The 16,602-nt window shown below is 58.6% G+C and carries 20 protein-coding genes; 4 read left to right on the top strand and 16 right to left on the bottom strand.

Annotation, left to right across the window (positions count from 1 at the left end; translation table 11 throughout):
* Positions 1-31: 31 nt before the first annotated feature.
* Positions 32-727 carry an RraA family protein gene (locus tag ABLV08_RS08395; RefSeq protein WP_348855745.1) on the top strand — a complete coding sequence of 232 codons (696 nt, stop codon included), beginning with the start codon at positions 32-34 and terminating at the stop codon, positions 725-727.
* A complete protein-coding gene (locus tag ABLV08_RS08400; RefSeq protein WP_047055924.1) occupies positions 724-1,671 on the top strand; it encodes a hydroxyacid dehydrogenase in 948 nt (315 codons plus the stop codon). The genes ABLV08_RS08395 and ABLV08_RS08400 overlap by 4 nt, the downstream gene beginning before the upstream one ends.
* A 79-nt stretch (positions 1,672-1,750) precedes the next feature.
* Here ABLV08_RS08400 and ABLV08_RS08405 read toward each other — a convergent pair whose 3' ends face one another.
* The gene (locus ABLV08_RS08405) at positions 1,751-2,230 is read right to left on the bottom strand and encodes a GNAT family N-acetyltransferase (RefSeq protein WP_015704946.1); all 480 of its coding nucleotides are present in this window, start codon (positions 2,228-2,230) and stop codon (positions 1,751-1,753) included.
* Between the two features lie 92 nt (positions 2,231-2,322).
* On the opposite strand from ABLV08_RS08405, the gene ABLV08_RS08410 reads away from it, so the two are divergent.
* On the top strand, positions 2,323-3,258 hold the full coding sequence (locus tag ABLV08_RS08410) for a LysR family transcriptional regulator (protein WP_020079210.1): 936 nt from the start codon (positions 2,323-2,325) through the stop codon (positions 3,256-3,258).
* Positions 3,259-3,260: 2 nt separating this feature from the next.
* Here ABLV08_RS08410 and ABLV08_RS08415 read toward each other — a convergent pair whose 3' ends face one another.
* Positions 3,261-3,668 carry an MAPEG family protein gene (locus tag ABLV08_RS08415; protein ID WP_348855746.1) on the bottom strand — a complete coding sequence of 136 codons (408 nt, stop codon included), beginning with the start codon at positions 3,666-3,668 and terminating at the stop codon, positions 3,261-3,263.
* A 100-nt stretch (positions 3,669-3,768) separates the two neighbouring features.
* Between ABLV08_RS08415 and ABLV08_RS08420 the strand changes: the two genes are divergently transcribed.
* Complete coding sequence (locus ABLV08_RS08420) at positions 3,769-4,659, top strand: helix-turn-helix domain-containing protein (protein ID WP_020079208.1); 891 nt, start codon at positions 3,769-3,771, stop codon at positions 4,657-4,659.
* A 599-nt stretch (positions 4,660-5,258) separates the two neighbouring features.
* On the opposite strand, the gene sra is transcribed toward ABLV08_RS08420, so the two are convergent.
* From sra to fliF, 14 genes are all read right to left on the bottom strand, one after another.
* A complete protein-coding gene (gene sra, locus ABLV08_RS08425; RefSeq protein WP_015367304.1) occupies positions 5,259-5,393 on the bottom strand; it encodes a stationary-phase-induced ribosome-associated protein in 135 nt (44 codons plus the stop codon).
* A gap of 262 nt (positions 5,394-5,655) precedes the next feature.
* Entirely contained in the window at positions 5,656-6,438 is a 783-nt protein-coding gene (gene fliR / locus ABLV08_RS08430) for a flagellar biosynthetic protein FliR (RefSeq protein ID WP_015367303.1), read from the bottom strand.
* 2 nt (positions 6,439-6,440) lie between these two features.
* Positions 6,441-6,710, bottom strand: a complete 270-nt coding sequence (fliQ, locus tag ABLV08_RS08435) for a flagellar biosynthesis protein FliQ (protein WP_015367302.1) — start codon at positions 6,708-6,710, stop codon at positions 6,441-6,443.
* Positions 6,711-6,727: 17 nt separating this feature from the next.
* Positions 6,728-7,489: a flagellar type III secretion system pore protein FliP gene (fliP, locus tag ABLV08_RS08440; RefSeq protein ID WP_020079205.1), complete on the bottom strand. Its 762-nt coding sequence runs from the start codon at positions 7,487-7,489 to the stop codon at positions 6,728-6,730.
* A gap of 2 nt (positions 7,490-7,491) precedes the next feature.
* Positions 7,492-7,884, bottom strand: coding sequence for a flagellar biosynthetic protein FliO (gene fliO / locus ABLV08_RS08445; RefSeq protein WP_047044798.1), 393 nt, complete (start codon positions 7,882-7,884; stop codon positions 7,492-7,494).
* Complete coding sequence (fliN, locus tag ABLV08_RS08450; protein WP_015367299.1) at positions 7,884-8,300, bottom strand: flagellar motor switch protein FliN; 417 nt, start codon at positions 8,298-8,300, stop codon at positions 7,884-7,886. Before fliN ends, fliO begins: the two co-directional genes overlap by 1 nt.
* Positions 8,293-9,300: a flagellar motor switch protein FliM gene (fliM, locus tag ABLV08_RS08455; RefSeq protein WP_015367298.1), complete on the bottom strand. Its 1,008-nt coding sequence runs from the start codon at positions 9,298-9,300 to the stop codon at positions 8,293-8,295. Before fliM ends, fliN begins: the two co-directional genes overlap by 8 nt.
* Positions 9,301-9,305: 5 nt before the next feature.
* A complete protein-coding gene (gene fliL / locus ABLV08_RS08460; protein ID WP_015367297.1) occupies positions 9,306-9,794 on the bottom strand; it encodes a flagellar basal body-associated protein FliL in 489 nt (162 codons plus the stop codon).
* 162 nt (positions 9,795-9,956) lie between these two features.
* A complete protein-coding gene (locus ABLV08_RS08465) occupies positions 9,957-11,135 on the bottom strand; it encodes a flagellar hook-length control protein FliK (protein ID WP_348855747.1) in 1,179 nt (392 codons plus the stop codon).
* Positions 11,132-11,578 carry a flagellar export protein FliJ gene (gene fliJ / locus ABLV08_RS08470; RefSeq protein ID WP_015367295.1) on the bottom strand — a complete coding sequence of 149 codons (447 nt, stop codon included), beginning with the start codon at positions 11,576-11,578 and terminating at the stop codon, positions 11,132-11,134. The genes ABLV08_RS08465 and fliJ overlap by 4 nt, the downstream gene beginning before the upstream one ends.
* Before the next feature lie 21 nt (positions 11,579-11,599).
* Positions 11,600-12,961: a flagellar protein export ATPase FliI gene (gene fliI / locus ABLV08_RS08475; RefSeq protein WP_348855748.1), complete on the bottom strand. Its 1,362-nt coding sequence runs from the start codon at positions 12,959-12,961 to the stop codon at positions 11,600-11,602.
* Positions 12,961-13,662: a flagellar assembly protein FliH gene (fliH, locus tag ABLV08_RS08480; RefSeq protein ID WP_348855749.1), complete on the bottom strand. Its 702-nt coding sequence runs from the start codon at positions 13,660-13,662 to the stop codon at positions 12,961-12,963. The genes fliI and fliH overlap by 1 nt, the downstream gene beginning before the upstream one ends.
* A complete protein-coding gene (gene fliG, locus ABLV08_RS08485) occupies positions 13,655-14,647 on the bottom strand; it encodes a flagellar motor switch protein FliG (protein ID WP_077203228.1) in 993 nt (330 codons plus the stop codon). Before fliG ends, fliH begins: the two co-directional genes overlap by 8 nt.
* The gene (gene fliF, locus ABLV08_RS08490; protein ID WP_015704955.1) at positions 14,644-16,320 is read right to left on the bottom strand and encodes a flagellar basal-body MS-ring/collar protein FliF; all 1,677 of its coding nucleotides are present in this window, start codon (positions 16,318-16,320) and stop codon (positions 14,644-14,646) included. Before fliF ends, fliG begins: the two co-directional genes overlap by 4 nt.
* Positions 16,321-16,602 lie beyond the last annotated feature (282 nt).

A 16,602-nucleotide genomic window follows, 5' to 3' on the forward strand; every position in this document is an offset into this window, starting at 1 on the left:
TTGTACATAGTAAAACAAATGGAGACTAACCATGCCTGCATCACAACAGAAATTAATCAATGTGGATATTGAACGCGTTAGCGCGGAGGAGGTCCGTCAGGCCGCTGAATATCAGGCGGCGATTCTCGCCGACGTGGCCGGACGACGCGGCACATTACATGGCCGTATCAAGCCACTGGCGCCACACATGGCAGTGGCCGGCCCGGCGATTACCGTAGAGGTCCGTCCGGGAGATAATCTGGCTATTCACGCGGCGATGGCCGTCGCCAAACCTGGCGATGTGTTAGTGATAGACGGCAAGGGCGATCTCTCCTGCGCTTTACTGGGTGAGATCATGGCCACGCAGGCGCAGGCCAGCGGCATCGCAGGTATCATCATTGACGGCGCAGTTCGCGATGCTGAAACCTTAAGTAAACAAAGCTTTCCTGTTTTCGCAGCCGGTCTTAATCCGTGTGGTCCCACCAAGTTCATTCCAGGCCGGGTCAATCATGCTATTTCGGTCGCGGGCGCCGCGGTGCAGGCGGGTGACCTGGTGGTAGGGGATATTGACGGCGTGGTGGTTATCCCCCGCGATGAAGTAGGTACCATCATTGAGCTGGCGAAAGATAAACTGGAAGGGGAAGTCAAACGTCTGTCGGCTATCCACGATGGCGATCTTCGCCCACACTGGCTGGAGAATGCGTTGCGTCAGGCGGGTATGCTGAGCGAAGGGGAGGCATTGCCATGAGCGCTAAAAAAGTCGTACTGGTAACCGGCAGCGATTTGGCCGAAGCGGCGCTCGGCATGCTGGAAGATTATGAGCTCGTGTTTGCTGGCCGCCAACCAACAGAAAACCAATTGATAGCATTATGTCAGCAGCATAATCCGGTCGCCATATTAGTGCGCTATGGCAAGATTACGGCATCTGTGATGGATGCCGCTCCGGCGTTGAAGGTCATTTCCAAGCATGGCAGCGGCATTGATGTCATTGACGTCGAAGCGGCGGCGGCGCGCGGCATCATGGTTCGCGCGGCGACAGGCGCTAACGCCGCGGCGGTTTCAGAACACGCCTGGGCATTAATTCTGGCCTGTGCCAAGTCAATCATTCCGCTTGACCGCCGCCTGCGCGAAGGGCACTGGGATAAATCGACGCATAAATCGCTCGAACTGGAAGGCAAAACGCTGGGGCTGATTGGTCTGGGGGCGATTGGCAGTCGGGTGGCGAAAATTGCCGGCGCCTTCGGTATGAAGGTGTTGGCTTACGATCCTTATGCCGCCACGGTTCCTCCCGGATGCGAACGTGTTGATGTACTCGAAGACCTTCTCGCGCAGGCTGATGTTGTCTCCCTTCATTGTCCCTTAACGCCGCAAAATCGGGGAATGATAAATGCCGTTACGCTGGCACAGTGTAAACCCGGCGCCATCCTGGTTAATACCGCGCGGGGCGGATTAATCGACGATGCAGCGCTGGCAGCGGCATTAAAAGGGGGGGCATTGCGCTGGGCGGCGCTCGATAGCTTTAACAGCGAACCACTCACTACGCCGCACATCTGGGAGCGGGTCGAAAATGTCATTCTGTCTCCGCACGTTGGCGGCGTAAGCGACGCCTCTTACGTCAAAATGGGTACCGCCGCCGCGGCCAATATTCTACAGGTAGTGCAGGATTCATCGCAGACTGAAACAGCGTACTAACTTGCCTTTCAGCAGCTCCGCTCTTTCGGGGCTGCTGTGCTTTTTGCAAAGAGCAAGCTGAGTGATGCTGTAACCAATGTTATTGCTCCGCAAAATTAACCAGCGCTTCGCCATCGAGGCGATAGCGGACCCATTCGCTTTGCGCCGCGGCGCCAATACTGAGGTAAAAATCAATGGCCGGCTGGTTCCAGTCCAGCACGCTCCACTCAAGGCGTCCGCAGCGGCGCGCAACCGCATACCGGGCAATGGTTTTTAGCAGCGCTCGACCCGCGCCCTGGCCGCGATAGTCCGGTGAGATATACAAATCTTCCATATAAATACCGTTGCGTCCGAGCCAGGTTGAATAGCTGGTGAAGAACACGGCATAGCCCGCCGTTTTACCGTCAATTTCGCAGATCAGCGCTTCGGTCTTACTGTCGTCGCCAAACAAGGTTTCGCGGATCTCGTCGGGGGTAGTAACCACTTCCTGCGGGGCTTTTTCATACACCGCCAGCTCATAAATCATGTTGTAGATGGCAGAAGCATCGTCCGGACGGGCCTGTCGAATCGTAATACTCATTATTTTTCCTCTCGTATTCACACGTTAATGATATTGATGACGCTAAGCATAGGGGGTATTGTCAGAAGAATTAAGTGCAATGAAATCACCCAATGATGAATATTATGCATCCGGCGCTCAGACGCCTCGATCTCAATCTGTTGCTTGTTTTTGATGCCATCTATCGCCACAGTTCCGTTCGTCTCGCCGCCGATGAGCTGGCGATGAGTACATCCGCGTTGAGCCACGCGCTGTCGCGGCTGCGCGTGGCGCTGAACGATCCGTTGTTTTTTCGCGAAGGGCATCGGATGTGCCCGAGCGTCTATGCCACGCAACTCGCGCCCTCCATCGCTTCAGTATTGAAATTGCTTAATCAGGAACTCACGCGACAGCCAGAATTTAGTGCCGCCGACAGCACAGAGCGGATCCAGATAGCCATTACCGATTTCACCGCGTTATGCATTTTCCCTGCGCTAATGCAAAAGCTGCAGCATGAAGCGCCGGGCCTGCGTTTTGAGCTCCGTTATTTGCCACATAGCCCGGCGCTGACGGAGCTACTGGCGGGGGAGGTGGATCTGGCGCTGGGCTTCAGCACCGCTGAAGATATTCGTCATCATGAACTGGAGGAAATTGACTGGTTTGAGGATGAGTATGTGGTTATCAGCCATACCCGTCGCACGGCGCTGACGCTGGCGGATTATCTCGCCGCGCGGCATCTGGTGGTCACGCCGTGGAACGAAAAGCAGGGGGTGTTGGATTTACGTCTGCAGGAATTAGGCTATACCCGGCAGATAGCGCTCAAAACCCCCTCAATGCTTAGCGCGCCGTTTATTGTGGCGCAAAGCGATCTGTTAATGGCGATTCCTCGTTATGCCGCAGAGAAGTTCCTTCATGCCGCCCCGATCGCGATTTTTCCTTTGCCGTTCGCCATCAGCCCGTTCACCGTGAAGATCTTTTCCCATAAACGCGGCGGGCAGCGAGGGGCAACCAAATGGCTGAAGACGGCGCTACAAAGCCTGGCGTTGGCAGAGAACGCCGGGAGTTTTTAACCTCAAAAAACCGAACTTAAAATAACTATCGCAATAGTAACCGTCGCGACAAAACCGGTCTGAAAGGCGAGAGTCCGGATAACGGGGATCCCGGCGGTATACGCAATATAATGGACGATGCGCGCGAGCAAATAAATTGTAGCCGCAATTAACGTTAAGGCGTTATTGACGTTTAGCAACGCGGCGGCCACAACCAGTGGGGCAAAAATAACGAGGTTTTCTACCGCGTTGGCGTGCGCCTTTTGCGCACGCTGCGCCCAGGGCGCCGTCCCGATTGATGGCGAATGGCCATTACCCGCTGCGGGCGCGACGTTAGCACGTGTGGCTCTGGCAATAATATAGGGGATCCACATCATAACCGTTAGCAGACAAATTAACGTAAGGATAATCAGTTCAGGGTTATTTTTCATGTTATTTGGCTCTGGTAATTAATAACGATAGAGGAAAGTCTATGGCTAAGGTTAAAATAGAACCATATGCAAAAATGACAATTTCAATACCATTAACGACATGAAGATAAATATTCTGGCTCTGGATGGCGTTTTCGACACCGGCTTAGCGACGTTGCTGGATACGTTCGCCGCGGCCAATGATATGGCGCGACGCCAGAGCATGAATATTTCTCGCTTTGATGTGCAAATGATTGCAATGACCGGGCAGGTTAAATCAGCCCATGGGCTGAGTATTCCTGCTCATCAGGCATCGGGTTTGGATTATCCCGACTGGATTGTGGTGCCGGCGATCAACGTTCACGCACGACAATCGCCACCGGATGGCTGGCACGAAATTGCTGCCGCTAAGCGGTTTTTGCAAAACATGGCGAAGCACGGCGTTAAAATTGCCGCTGCCTGTTTAAATACCTTTATCCTGGCTGATAGCCGTTTGCTCAATGAGCAGGCCGCCACAACGTCATGGCTCAATGCGGCCCCGCCAATGCTTCCCGGCGCTATGATGGGCCATGTGGAGCTGGCGCTGTGGTTGATTCGCCAGAGCAGCCCGCCGCTTGCGGATTTGCTGACGACAGCGATGGCGGCTGATATCCGCCATCCTCAGGTTTCACGCCTGCCGGCAGGTTATCCTCAGCATGCCGATGACCTGATAAACCGCTTTGAGCACTGGTCGCGGGCGCATCTGGCGCAGGGATTTTCCCTGCAGGCCGCCGCCGGTGCGCTTAACGTGCATCCACGAACCTTGCAGCGCAGAACGGAGGCCGCGCTGGGTAAATCACCGTTGGCTTTTTTTCAGCAATTGCGGGTCGAACGAGTAAAGCAGCTGCTTGCCGAGGGGAAAGATATTGAGACGATTACCGCTGACGTGGGTTATTCGGAAGTGTCAACGCTGCTTGCGCTGCTGCGTCGTCAGACTGGAAAGGGAATACGGGCGCTGCGTCATGCTGTGTGAGCGTATTCGTTTAAAGAAAGTAATTATAGAGTAAAGAGGAGTTATTTCTCCTTGATTGTTTTATTAATTCTTTTGTTTTTCCGAACCAGGCAATATCTATATCTTCTATGGTCAAATGTAGAATGGAAACCGACAGGAATATTTTTTGTCGGGTGGCGGCTAGCGCCTTACCCGACCTACGGTTTACGACTCGTACCATTGCGAACTGAAACTGCCGGTGTTGGTGGCTTCAAAATCCCCGGTGGCGCGAGCGCTTACCGGGGCTACTGCGCTTTGCGATTTGGTAGCCCGGAGAAGGCGCAACGCGCCGCGTCCGGGAAAAACCATTAAAAAAGTTGCAAACCGATAACAGTATCTACCACGGCATGTGATCTGTAGGCCCGCGCAAGCGTAGCGCCGCCGGGCAATAACCGCGAGTAAAGAGCTACTTTCGCGCCGGATGGCGGCTGCGCCTTATCCGGCCTACGGTTTACGACCCGTACCATTGTGAACTGAAACTGCCGGTGGCCTCAAAATCCCCGGTGGCGCGAGCGCTTACCGGGGCTACGGCACTGTGCAATTTGGAATTATGTTGCGAATAGATCAATTGCCAGTCAGGATTATTTCTTTTTCTTCACCACTTTCCATTTTCCGCCAGCGGCAGTATCGGCCAGCACGATTTTAAATCGGTTACTTTCCCAGTGGGGCAGGCCTAATATGCGCCGCGCTATACGGTTACCTTTCGCCTTAATCATGATGTCGCTCCTTATTTTATTAAAGATGCACTAAACCCACGCATGAAAATATTCTGCGTTTCCCGAGGTTTCAATTTTTCTAAAAAATAAAATTCACTAACAATTAAATTCAGGCTTTATTGTAGGGTGACTATTTTTTAATTCAAGCCGCTATGAACATTCGGACCTTAGTAGCAATAAAAACGTTTTTCCAGGCTTTTATCCCAGTAAACGGTTTTTATTGCCATTTTGTCCGGCGAAAAAGAGGGAAATAACGGCAAGGTTAAAACGTCATACCGCCGATAACGGCTGCCAGGCGATCGAACATCTCGCCAAACAGGTGTTCGCAGAAGGGGGCCAGCATCGGCATCATCATGCCGAGGGTCATAATGCCAAAGGTCATGGTCACCGGAAAACCGATCACGAATACCGATAGCTGCGGCGTCATACGGTTGAGCAGACCCAGGGCGATATTGAGCGTGAGCAACAGACAAATCAGCGGTAATGCCAGCATCATGCCGTTGATAAAGATTAACGAACCCAGTTGGGCGAGCGCCAGGAAACCGTTGCCGTTCAGCGGCTGGCTCTGGATCGGCAGGGTATGGAAGCTGTCGGCCAGCAGCGAGATCAGCCACAGGTGGCCGTCAAAGCTTAAAAACAGCAGCATTGCCAGCAGGTTCAGCAGTCGCGCCAGCACCGGCATATTAGGGCCGCCGCTGGGGTCGAAGAAGGTGGCGAACGATAGCCCCATCTGCATGCCGATGACTTCGCCGGCGAGGCGTACCGCGGCGAAAGCCAGCTGCATCGTTAGCCCCAGCGCCGCGCCGATCAGGATCTGCTGAATCGCCAACCATAAACCGGCAGCAGAGATAATGGGGATCGTGTTGGCGGGCAGCGTTGGGGCGATCAGTATCGCAATCAGGCCGCCGAGGCCGATTTTCACCTTTTTGCTTATCTGCTTTTCACTCAGCACCGGCGCGGTGCTGATGAGGGCCAGAATACGCAGCAGCGGCCAGAAATACTGGCTGAGCCATTCGCTAAGCTGCGCGCTGTCAAAGGGGATCACGGCTAGCCAATAATATTAGGCAGGTTGCTGAATAATGTGCGCATATAGTCCAGCAGCAGGTTCAGCATCCACGGCCCGGCGATAATAATCGTCGCCACTACCGCGAGAATTTTGGGGATGAACGATAGGGTCATCTCGTTAATCTGGGTGGCGGCCTGCAGCAGGCTGACCACCAGCCCGCTGATTAGCGCTGCCAGCAGCAGCGGGGCGGCCAGCGCCAGGGCGACCTTCATCGCTTCGGTGCCAATGGCCATCACGGATTCCGGCGTCATGATTGTTCTCCGGCGGTTCAGGAATAGAAGCTCTGCGCCAGCGAGCCCAGCAGCAGCTGCCAGCCATCCACCAGCACAAAAAGCATTAACTTAAACGGCAGCGAGATCGTCGCCGGCGGCACCATCATCATCCCCAGCGCCATCAGCACGCTGGCGACCACTAAATCGATAATCAGGAACGGAATAAACACCGTAAAACCAATCTGGAAGGCGGTTTTCAGTTCGCTGGTGACGTAGGCGGGCAGCAGAATACGCATCGGTACCGCCTCCGGCCCGGCCAGCGGCGGCTGGTTGGCCAAACGAGCGTACAGCGCCAGATCGCTTTCGCGGGTCTGGCGCAGCATAAATTCGCGCAGCGGCTGCGCGCCTTTATCCAGCGCCGTATCAAGGCCGATCTTGTCCTGGCTGAAGGGCAGGTACGCCTCCTGATAGACCTTGTCGAACACCGGCGACATGATAAAGAAGGTCAGGAACAGCGCCAGCCCAAGCATCACCTGGTTCGGCGGCGCGGAAGGCGTGCCCAGCGCGTTACGCAGCAGACCCAGTACGATGATAATGCGGGTAAAACTGGTCATCATCAGCAGCATCGCCGGCAGGAAGGTCAGCGAGGTCAACAGCACCAGCGTCTGCACCGGCAGCGACCAGCTCTGGCCGCCGTTGGCAAGCGGCTGACTGATAAGCCCCGGCAGCTGTGCGAAGGCGGCTGGGCTCAGCAGCAGTAACGCGGCGGCGAGCCACGGCGCTCGACGGCGAAGGCAAGCGAACAGAGTAGGGAACATGGCTATTTTTCCGGGCGTTTGAGGACGTTTTGCATCAACTGGCGGAAGTCGTTAGCAGGCGTGACCGCCGTGTTATCTTCATCGCGCGGCGGCGCCGGGAACTGATGAAGCGGGGTGATCTGCTGGGCGGTGACGCCCAGCACCAGCAGGGTATTATCGACTTCTACCACCACCACGCGCTCGCGCTGGCCAACCTGGCAGCTGGCGCGCAGGTTAAGCAACCGGGCGTTGCGCGCCTGCGGCGCAAAGCCGAGACGGCGGAACAACCAACCGGCCAGCAGGATCAGGAGCAGAATCGCGCCGAGCGCGCTGCTTACCTGCATGAGCGCCGAGCCGCCGGATATTGCCGGTTCGGTAACCGGTTGGCTGGCCTGCACGGTAACGGGGGCGGTCATTAGCGGCTCAACCGACGCATACGTTCGGACGGGGTAATGATATCGGTAATGCGCACGCCGAATTTATCGGCCACCACCACCACTTCGCCCTGGGCTATCAGATAGCCGTTGATCAGGATATCCAGCGGTTCGCCCGCCAGGCCATCCAGCGCGACAACCGATCCCTGCGACAGGCGCAGCAGCTCTTTAATCGTCATTTTGGTGCGCCCCAGTTCAACGGTCAGCTTCACCGGAATATCGAGGATCAGATCGATATCCTGCAGGCTGCCGAGCGCATCCTGGGCCTCCAGCGATTTGAACACCCCATCGGTGGTGGCGCTGGATTTCTCAGACGACTGCTGTTCATTAAGCGCATCAGCCCACAGATCGTCTACGGATTCCTTTCCTGCGCCAGACGGTTGCTTAGGATCACTCATTGGGCTGTTCCTCACTCAGAGCATTCAAAATAGGGTTAATCAAGTGTTCAACACGAAGGGCGTACTGCCCGTTTAAGGTGCCATATTGGCTGGTCAGCACCGGCACGCCGTCGACATGGGCGATAATGCGATCCGGTTTATCTATCGGTAAAACGTCGCCTGGCTGCAGCTTAAGTATTTTCGATAAGCGCATCGGGATATCGACGAAGTTGGCAATCAGCTCCAGCTCGGAGTGCTGCACCTGCTTGACCAACGTTTCGCGCCACTGGCTATCTTCCTGGCGGGAATTCTCCAGCGGCGGATTGGTCAGCAGTTCACGCAGCGGCTCAATCATGGCGAAAGGAATACAGATATTGAATTCACCGCTTAGCGCGCCAATCTCCACCTGGAACGGCGTGGTCACCACGATATCGTTCGGCGAGGTGGTGATGTTGGTGAATTTGACCTGCATTTCCGCACGCACATATTCGACGTCAATCTTATAGATTGCGCTCCATGCGTCGCCGTAGGCGTCCAGCGCCAGGCGCAGCATGCGTTTGATGACCCGCTGTTCGGTGGGCGTGAATTCGCGGCCTTCGACCTTGGTCGGGAAACGCCCGTCGCCGCCGAACAGGTTATCGACGGCGATAAATACCAGGCTCGGCGCGAAGACAAACAGCGCCGTGCCGCGCAGCGGGTTCAGGTGTACCAGGTTAAGGTTGGTCGGCACCGGCAGGTTGCGGGCAAACTCGTGGTACGGCTGAATTTTAATCGGCCCGACGGTGATGTCCGGGCTGCGGCGCAACAGGTTGAACAATCCCATGCGGAACTGCCGGGCAAAACGCTCGTTGATAATTTCCAGCGCCTGCAGGCGTTCACGCACCACGCGGCGCTGGGTATTCGGATCGTAAGGCTTAACCTCGCTCTCTTTACCGCCGACAACCGTCTCGGGCTCGTCGCCCGTGTTGTCGCCGTTGAGCAAGGCGTCGATCTCTGCCTGTGAAAGAATGCTATCGCCCATGGTGATTACCGCAGTATGAAGGCGGTGAACAGCACATCGCTGACCACCTGCTTCGGTTGTCCCTTAACCAGCGGCGCGCTCAGCGTCTCTTTGATCTGCGCGACCAGCTGCTGCTTGCCCTGCTCATTGGCCAGATGACCGGCCTCCTGACGCGAGAGCAGCATCAGCAGGCGGCTGCGTACCTCCGGCAGGAAATCATTAAGCTGGCGGCGGGTTGCTTCATCCGGCAGGCGCAGCGTCAGGCCGATATACAGTACGCGGTCCGGATCGTTGTCCGGGGTCACCAGATTGACGGTGAAGGTATCCAGCGGCATAAATACTGGCGGCGCGGGCGGTTTTTCCTTTTCGATGGCGGTTTGCGCGCCGCCGTCGCGCTGTTGCAGCAGCCACCAGCTGTAACCTGCGGCTGCGCAGGCGGCCACGGCGACGATCGTCAGCAGGATGATCAGTAAGGGGCGTTTGGGCGCGGTTGCCGGAAGGGAGTTTTGAGACATAGCCAAATCAAATTCCTGTTGTTCCGCCCGCCGCGTTGCTGACGGGCATCACGCGCGGCGGCGCCGCACGTATGACATATAAAGGTATTATCGCGGCTAACGCGCGAGGCAATAGCCGGAATAAACGGGCAAATGGGGGCCAGATTGGCCGTTTAGCGCCCCTCAGGCGAAAATATCGACACCGTTGAGCTGGTTGGCCATTCGCTGCAGGGCTGCTGGGGCGCTGACTGGCTCAATCGGCGCGGCATCGCTGCCGCCGCCATGGCGTTCAGCGTAGCTGGCGCGGCCTTCACCGTTACCGTTTTGCTGCTGCCACTGCGGCGTCGCCTCGCCGCCAACGCTGCTCTGACCGAGGTTGATTCCGCTCTCAGCCAGCGCGTGACGTAGCTGCGGCATAGCCGCCTCGACCGCCGCGCGTACCTGACCGTGTGCGGAAGCGATGTGCAGCTGCGCCTGTTTATCGTCGAGCTGCAGGGTGATCTGCAGCGCCCCCAGCTCTTGCGGATGCAGGCGCAGTTCGGCGCTCTGTTGGCCGTTGCGGTGGAACATCAGCACCTGCTGGCTCAGCGCCTGCTGCCATTCCGGGCTACCAAGCTGGGCATTAAGCTGCGGCGTCGGCGGCGCGGTTACCAGCGCACTGGCGGGCGTGGCGCTCTGGCTGGGGCTGGCGGCGGCGAAAGCGACGGCGGCTGGCTGCGCCGGAGTATTCTCCGCCGGAGGTTCGGCCATATCGTGCTGCGGCGTGGTCGCGGTCTGCACAACAGGAGAAGGCAGATTTTGCCCGCTAAGGGGATCCGTGCCCGGCTGCGGCTTCGCCGCCGGTTCGGCTTCCGGCAGGTTCGCGACATGCTGAGTCGCCGCGTTGCCGATGTGGAGCGCGGTTTTATCGCCGCTGGTCGCAGCTGGTTGAGCCTGCGGTAGCGCGGTCTGCGGCGGCGGGGCGACGATTGCCGCCGGCAGCATGGCGTACAGCGCCTGCAGCGTCGCCGGATCTAAGGTTTTCGCCTCGCTGAGCGGCGGCGTATGCGGGCCGCTATCCTCTTTTTTCGCTGTTGCGTCGACGGCGTTTCCCGCCGATGGCGGTAACGCATTGACCAGCAGCGCGCCGCGTTCGCCGAGCGCCGCCAGCAGCTGGTTAAGCTGGTTACGGCTTAGCGGCGGGGCGCTTTCATCGTCGGCGCTCAGCGCCGCCGGCGGCAGCGTGCCGCTTTGCGCGGGCGTGAAGCGCGCGCCGAGCAGTTGCGCAAAGGCAGACGACAGCTGAACGTCGTCGAGCGCCAGAACCGGCAGGGCGCTGGCGTCGCCGGGTAGGCTAAGGGCGGGCAAAGCATTGAGATTCATGAAGCGGTATTCCTTTGTGTACTGCGTTGCGCGAACTCATCCATCAATTTTTGATTACGTTTGTTTTCCAACTGCAGCTCGGCGTTTTGCGCGCGGGTGTGCAGGGTATCGTAGGCGTTCAGCCGCTGCTGATGGTCCTGCCACTGCTTCACGGCGTGATCCACCTTTTGCCCCCACTGCAGAAGCTGCTGGCGCTGTTGTTCGATAGCCTGTTCGAGGGTGGCAATGAACTGCTGGTAGTTCTGCCAGCGCGAGCTTTCCATGCCGCCGGAAAGGGTGCTGTTGAGCTTTTGCCGGTACTCGTCCTGATAGTTAAGCAGCATCGTCAGCTGTTGCTCGGCGGCCTGTTGCGCCTGGCGCGCCTGGCCCAGGCGCTGCGCCGCCTGTTCGACGGCCTCCTGGGCCAGATTGCGCAGGGTAATCAAAGGGGACTGTGCTTTCATCGCGTGGCGTCTCCGATGGCGTTAAACAATCAACTGCTGTAGCTGCAGACAGGCTTCGTCATAACCGCAGCGCTCGAAAATTCCCTGCTGCAGATAGGTCTCCATTTGCGGATACAGGGTAATGGCTTTATCCAGCAGCGGGTCGCTACCGGTGGCATAGGCGCCGACGCTTATTAAATCGCGGTTGCGCTGGAAGCTGGCCAGCATCTGTTTAAAGGTGCGTACCCGGCGATAATGTTCGTCATCGATAAGTGACGTCATCGCGCGGCTGATCGAGGCTTCAATATCGATGGCCGGGTAGTGACCGGCCTCCGCCAGCCGTCGGGACAGCACCACGTGACCATCGAGGATCGCGCGCGCCGAATCGGCAATCGGATCCTGCTGATCGTCCCCTTCGGTGAGTACGGTATAGAAGGCGGTGATCGAACCGCCGCCGCTGATACCGTTGCCCGCGCGTTCAACCAGCGCCGGCAGTTTGGCGAATACCGATGGCGGATAGCCTTTGGTAGCCGGTGGTTCGCCGATCGCCAGCGCGATTTCACGCTGCGCCATCGCATAGCGAGTGAGCGAATCCATGATCAGCAGCACGTGCTGGCCGCGATCGCGAAAATCTTCGGCGATGCGGGTGGCGTAAGCGGCGCCCTGCATGCGCAGCAGCGGCGATACGTCTGCCGGGGCGGCGATCACCACTGAACGCGCGCGTCCTTCGGTGCCGAGAATATTCTCGATAAAGTCTTTGACTTCCCGGCCGCGTTCGCCGATCAGGCCGACGACGATAACGTCGGCCTGGGTGTAGCGCGCCATCATGCCCAGCAGCACGCTTTTACCGACGCCGGAGCCGGCGAACAGCCCCATACGTTGGCCGCGCCCAACGGTCAGCAGGCCGTTAATGGTGCGTACGCCGACGTCCAGCACCTGCTCGATAGGGGTACGCTGCAGCGGGTTAAACGGCGCGGTAATCAGCGGCGCGCGATAGCCGGTTTCCGGCGCGGGCAGGCCATCAAGCGGCCTGGCGCCGCCGTCGAGCACGCGTCCCAGCAGCGCCGGGCCCAACGGCAGTTGTTTACCGGCGTGCTGGCCGTCCGCCGCGCTGCGGGCGTAAACTCTCGCCCCTGGCACGATTCCTTCGACCTCTTCCAGCGGCATCAGATACAGCCGCTGATCGTTAAAGCCGACCACTTCGCTTTCCACTTCCTGCACGCCGCCCCCGCCGTCGCGCTCGATAAGGCAGGTTGCGCCGAGCGGCAGCTGCAGGCCGGTGGCCTCCAGCACCAGACCGGTGGCGCGGGTCAGACGACCATAGCGTCGTACGGTCGGCGTTCGGGCGATACGCTGCTCCAGCGCTTCAAGCGAATTCAGCCAGCGGCCGAGACGGGCGGTCATCACAGATCTCCCGGCGCGGCGAGGCGACACAATTCGTGCCAGCGGGTGGCGAGACTGGCGTCGAGATCGCCCTCCTCGGCGCTGACCTTACAGCCGCCGGGATGCAGATCGCCATCCGCCAGCAACCGCCAGCCGTGCAGGCTGAGGGTGGTGCCTAACTGCTGCTCAACGCGCTCATAATCTTGCGGGTGTACGCGCAGCTGCGGCTTGCCGTTGAACATCGGTTCTTGCTGGATCAACTGTTGAATTTGCGTCAGCAGGGCAGTGCCGTCGCAGACCGGCGGCTGGCCAAGCACCTGTTTCGCGGCGGTTAGCGCCAGCTGCATCAGGCGTGAGGCGATGACCGAATCGAGCGCATCAAGGGTGTGCTGAAACTCGCTCACCAGCTGCTGCCAGTGGTCGGTCAGCGGCTGTTGCTGCTGCTGTGCTTCCAGCAGCCCCTGCTGGCGGCCCTCCTCAAGTCCCTGCTGAAATCCGGCTTCATAGCCTTTTTGCTGGCCATCGGCATAACCGGATTGCTGACCTTGCTGCTCGGCCTGCAGGCGCAGGGCGGCAAGCTGCTGCTGCAGTTCCTCCTGAGCGTCAGGCTGCAAGGCTTCGTTATCCAACGTCGGTAGCGGCGGTTCGAAAGCTGGTCCTGCATCGCCGAGGTCGTTAAGCGACCAGGGCTGCCAGGGCATGGAATTAATGCGATCAGACATAGGTGTCCTCGCCGCCGCCAATAATCATTTCGCCGCTCTCCGCCAGCCGTCTGACTATCAGCAGAATCGCTTTCTGTTCGTTTTCCACCTGCGACATGCGCACCGGCCCACGGTTGGCGAGATCGTCGCGCAGAATATCGGCCGCGCGCTGCGACATGTTTTTGAGGAACTTCTCGCGCAGCGGCTGCTCTGCGCCCTTCAGGGCAATCAGCAGCGATTCGCTGTCCACGTCCTGCAGCAGGCGCTGGATACTGCGATCGTCGACCTCCACCAGGTTTTCGAACAGGAACATCTCGTCGATAATCTTCTGCGCCAGCTCGCCATCGTAATCGCGCATCGCGTCGATAACGGCTTCTTCCTGCTGGGTTTTCATCAGGTTGATTATCTCGGCGGCGGTACGCACTCCGCCCATTTTGCTGCGCTTGAGGTTCTGGCCGTCGAGCAGGTTGTTGAGTACTTCGGTCAACTCCGCCAGCGCCGCCGGCTGCACGCCGCCGAAGGTGGCGATACGCAGCATTACGTCGTTGCGCAGGCGCTCATCGAACTGCGCCAGAATATCCGCCGCCTGGCCGCGCTTGAGATGGACCAGGATGGTGGCGATGATCTGCGGGTGTTCATCGCGGATCAGGTCGGCGGCGCTCTGCGGCTCCATAAAGTTGAGCGTTTCCATCCCGGAGGTGGTTTCGCGGGATTCGAGAATATCCTCCAGCAGGCTGGCGGCACGCTCTTCGCCCAGCGCTTTCACCAGCACCGAACGCAAATAGTCGCTGGCGTTGACGCTCAGGGCGGCGAACTGTTCGGCATCGTCTTCAAATTCAGACAGGATCTCGCCGAGTTGTTTATGCGAGACCTGGCTCATGCCGGCCATGGTGCCGCTCAAAAGCTGGACTTCGCGGGAGGAGAGGTGCTTGAGCACCTCCGCCGCGCGGTCTTCGCCCAGCGTCATCAGTAAAATGGCGCTTTTATCGGTTCCGGTCAGGCTCATAGTTCGTTACTCATCCATTGGCGGATTACCAGAGCGACGACCCGCGGATCTTTATCCGCCAGTTCGCGGATGCGCTGGCTCTGGACTTCTGCGCTGACGCGCTGCTGCGATTTACGGCGCAGCGCCAGCTCCTCATTGCTTGGTTTATGGCTGTCGTTCGCTTTAGCGACCGGCGCGCTGGCGGCGGCGACCGCGGCTTGCTGTGCGGCCTGACGCTGCTGCAGCTGTGGCTTAATCAGCTTGCGCCACAATACCCAGCCGACCAGCAGTACCAGCAGATAACGTCCCAGTTCGAGCAGCAAATCGATAAACGCCTGGCTCTGCCAGAACGGCAGCTCACCGCCGGTCATCTGATTGTCGGTAAATGGCGTATTGACCACCTGCAGGCTATCGCCGCGGCTGCTGGAGTAGCCCATCGCTTCGCGCACCAGCGCTTCAATCTGCGCCAGTTGTTCTTTACTCATCGGCTGCGCTTTACCGTCGGCGTTGAGGCTGTAGTTCACCACCACGGCGACCGACAGGCGCTCCACCGTCCCGGCTTTTTGTTGGGTATGGCGGATGGTGCGATCGAGTTCGTAGTTGGTGGTGGCGTCGCGTCGGGTGCTTAACGGGCCGCTGTTGGCCGCGGCGCTACGGGTGTTGGTCGCGTTGCTGGCGTTATTGGCCGCCGGTTTAGCGGTTTCAATCGGCGCGGTGGCCGGCGCGCTCGGCTGGTTGGATAACGCCCCAGGAACACCGCCCACCTGCGGTCCGCCGATTTGCTCGTTGCTGCTGGTTTGCTGCGAACGGATCGCCGCTTTATCGGGCTGCTGGTTCGGCTGGTACTGTTCGTCGGTCTGCTCGCGGGAGGCGAAATCGATCTGTGCGGTCACCTGAGCACGAACGTTGGCGCTGCCGACCACCGGCGCCAGGATCGTTTCAATGCGTCGCTGATAGCCGCTTTCCACTTCGCTGGCATATTTCAACTGCGAGGCGTTGAGGTCGCGCCCGGTGCCGTCAGACTGCGTCAGCAGGCGTCCGGCCTGATCGACCACGGTGACGTTGCCAGCCGGCAGGCCGGCGACGCTACTCGATACCATATAGACGATAGCGTTGATTTGGCCATCATCCAGCGCACGGCCCGGCTGCAGCGTCAGGGTGACAGAAGCGGAAGGGGACTTTTGCTCGCGGACGAACAGCGAGGGCTTCGGCAGCGCCAGGTGCACCCGCGCATTCTGCACCGGCCCCAGCGATTCGATAGTGCGTGAGAGTTCGCCTTCAAGAGCGCGCTGATAGTTAATCTGTTCGCTGAATTGGCTGATGCCGAATTTTTCCTGATCCAGCAGTTCGAAGCCAACGGCGCCGCCCTTCGGCAGCCCCTGCTGCGCCAGACGCAGACGGGTTTCATGCACTTTCTCCGCCGGGATCATCAGCGCCGCGCCATTCTCGGCGAAGCGGTAGGGGATGTTCATCTGCGTCAGTTGGGTGACAATAGCGCCGCCATCGCGATCGTTCAGATTGCTGTACAGCACGCGATAATCCGGGCTTTTCGCCCACAGCAGCAGCGCGACGATAATGGCGATAGCGGCGGAGGCGGCCACCAGCAGCGGTATTTTTGGATTGGCGCGCAGACGGCTCCAGATGGCCTGCAGGCCGTTGTCGCGGCTTTCGCCGGCGGATAACGAGGCACTCATGGTTGGCGGTATCCTTCGCTGGCGTTCAGGCGGCGACGCGCGCTGGCGTGCTGACGAACGGTATGGATAGCGTTATGTGACAAAACAGACTCCCTGATACACATCTTTTCTCAATAGCGGCGCTCCCATTTCTGGGCAGGCCATTATTCGTCTTATCAGATGATTCTGATTGCCCGATAAGCCGGGGTTTTTGCGGCTAATTAACCGCTTTAAGCAAAAATCGCTGTGTTAGGGTGTGCAGCATTGGAGAAGTACAGGGTGAAATAGCGCCTGGCGATCACG

The organism is Klebsiella sp. CN_Kp088 (assembly GCF_040064335.1).
GTDB classification, from domain to species: Bacteria; Pseudomonadota; Gammaproteobacteria; order Enterobacterales; family Enterobacteriaceae; genus Klebsiella; species Klebsiella aerogenes.

Bases quoted from the DNA above. Each gene is read 5' to 3' on its own strand.
- ABLV08_RS08395 (WP_348855745.1), top strand. From the start codon at position 32: ATGCCTGCATCACAACAGAAATTAATCAATGTGGATATTGAACGCGTT.
- fliJ (WP_015367295.1), bottom strand. From the start codon at position 11,578: ATGAAAGCACAGTCCCCTTTGATTACCCTGCGCAATCTGGCCCAGGAG.
- fliP (WP_020079205.1), bottom strand. From the start codon at position 7,489: ATGTTCCCTACTCTGTTCGCTTGCCTTCGCCGTCGAGCGCCGTGGCTC.
- ABLV08_RS08420 (WP_020079208.1), top strand. From the start codon at position 3,769: ATGAAGATAAATATTCTGGCTCTGGATGGCGTTTTCGACACCGGCTTA.
- fliI (WP_348855748.1), bottom strand. From the start codon at position 12,961: ATGACCGCCCGTCTCGGCCGCTGGCTGAATTCGCTTGAAGCGCTGGAG.
- fliQ (WP_015367302.1), bottom strand. From the start codon at position 6,710: ATGACGCCGGAATCCGTGATGGCCATTGGCACCGAAGCGATGAAGGTC.
- fliF (WP_015704955.1), bottom strand. From the start codon at position 16,320: ATGAGTGCCTCGTTATCCGCCGGCGAAAGCCGCGACAACGGCCTGCAG.
- fliO (WP_047044798.1), bottom strand. From the start codon at position 7,884: ATGACCGCCCCCGTTACCGTGCAGGCCAGCCAACCGGTTACCGAACCG.
- fliL (WP_015367297.1), bottom strand. From the start codon at position 9,794: ATGTCTCAAAACTCCCTTCCGGCAACCGCGCCCAAACGCCCCTTACTG.
- sra (WP_015367304.1), bottom strand. From the start codon at position 5,393: ATGATTAAGGCGAAAGGTAACCGTATAGCGCGGCGCATATTAGGCCTG.
- fliH (WP_348855749.1), bottom strand. From the start codon at position 13,662: ATGTCTGATCGCATTAATTCCATGCCCTGGCAGCCCTGGTCGCTTAAC.
- fliM (WP_015367298.1), bottom strand. From the start codon at position 9,300: ATGGGCGATAGCATTCTTTCACAGGCAGAGATCGACGCCTTGCTCAAC.
- ABLV08_RS08400 (WP_047055924.1), top strand. From the start codon at position 724: ATGAGCGCTAAAAAAGTCGTACTGGTAACCGGCAGCGATTTGGCCGAA.
- fliG (WP_077203228.1), bottom strand. From the start codon at position 14,647: ATGAGCCTGACCGGAACCGATAAAAGCGCCATTTTACTGATGACGCTG.
- ABLV08_RS08415 (WP_348855746.1), bottom strand. From the start codon at position 3,668: ATGAAAAATAACCCTGAACTGATTATCCTTACGTTAATTTGTCTGCTA.
- fliN (WP_015367299.1), bottom strand. From the start codon at position 8,300: ATGAGTGATCCTAAGCAACCGTCTGGCGCAGGAAAGGAATCCGTAGAC.
- ABLV08_RS08410 (WP_020079210.1), top strand. From the start codon at position 2,323: ATGATGAATATTATGCATCCGGCGCTCAGACGCCTCGATCTCAATCTG.
- ABLV08_RS08465 (WP_348855747.1), bottom strand. From the start codon at position 11,135: ATGAATCTCAATGCTTTGCCCGCCCTTAGCCTACCCGGCGACGCCAGC.
- ABLV08_RS08405 (WP_015704946.1), bottom strand. From the start codon at position 2,230: ATGAGTATTACGATTCGACAGGCCCGTCCGGACGATGCTTCTGCCATC.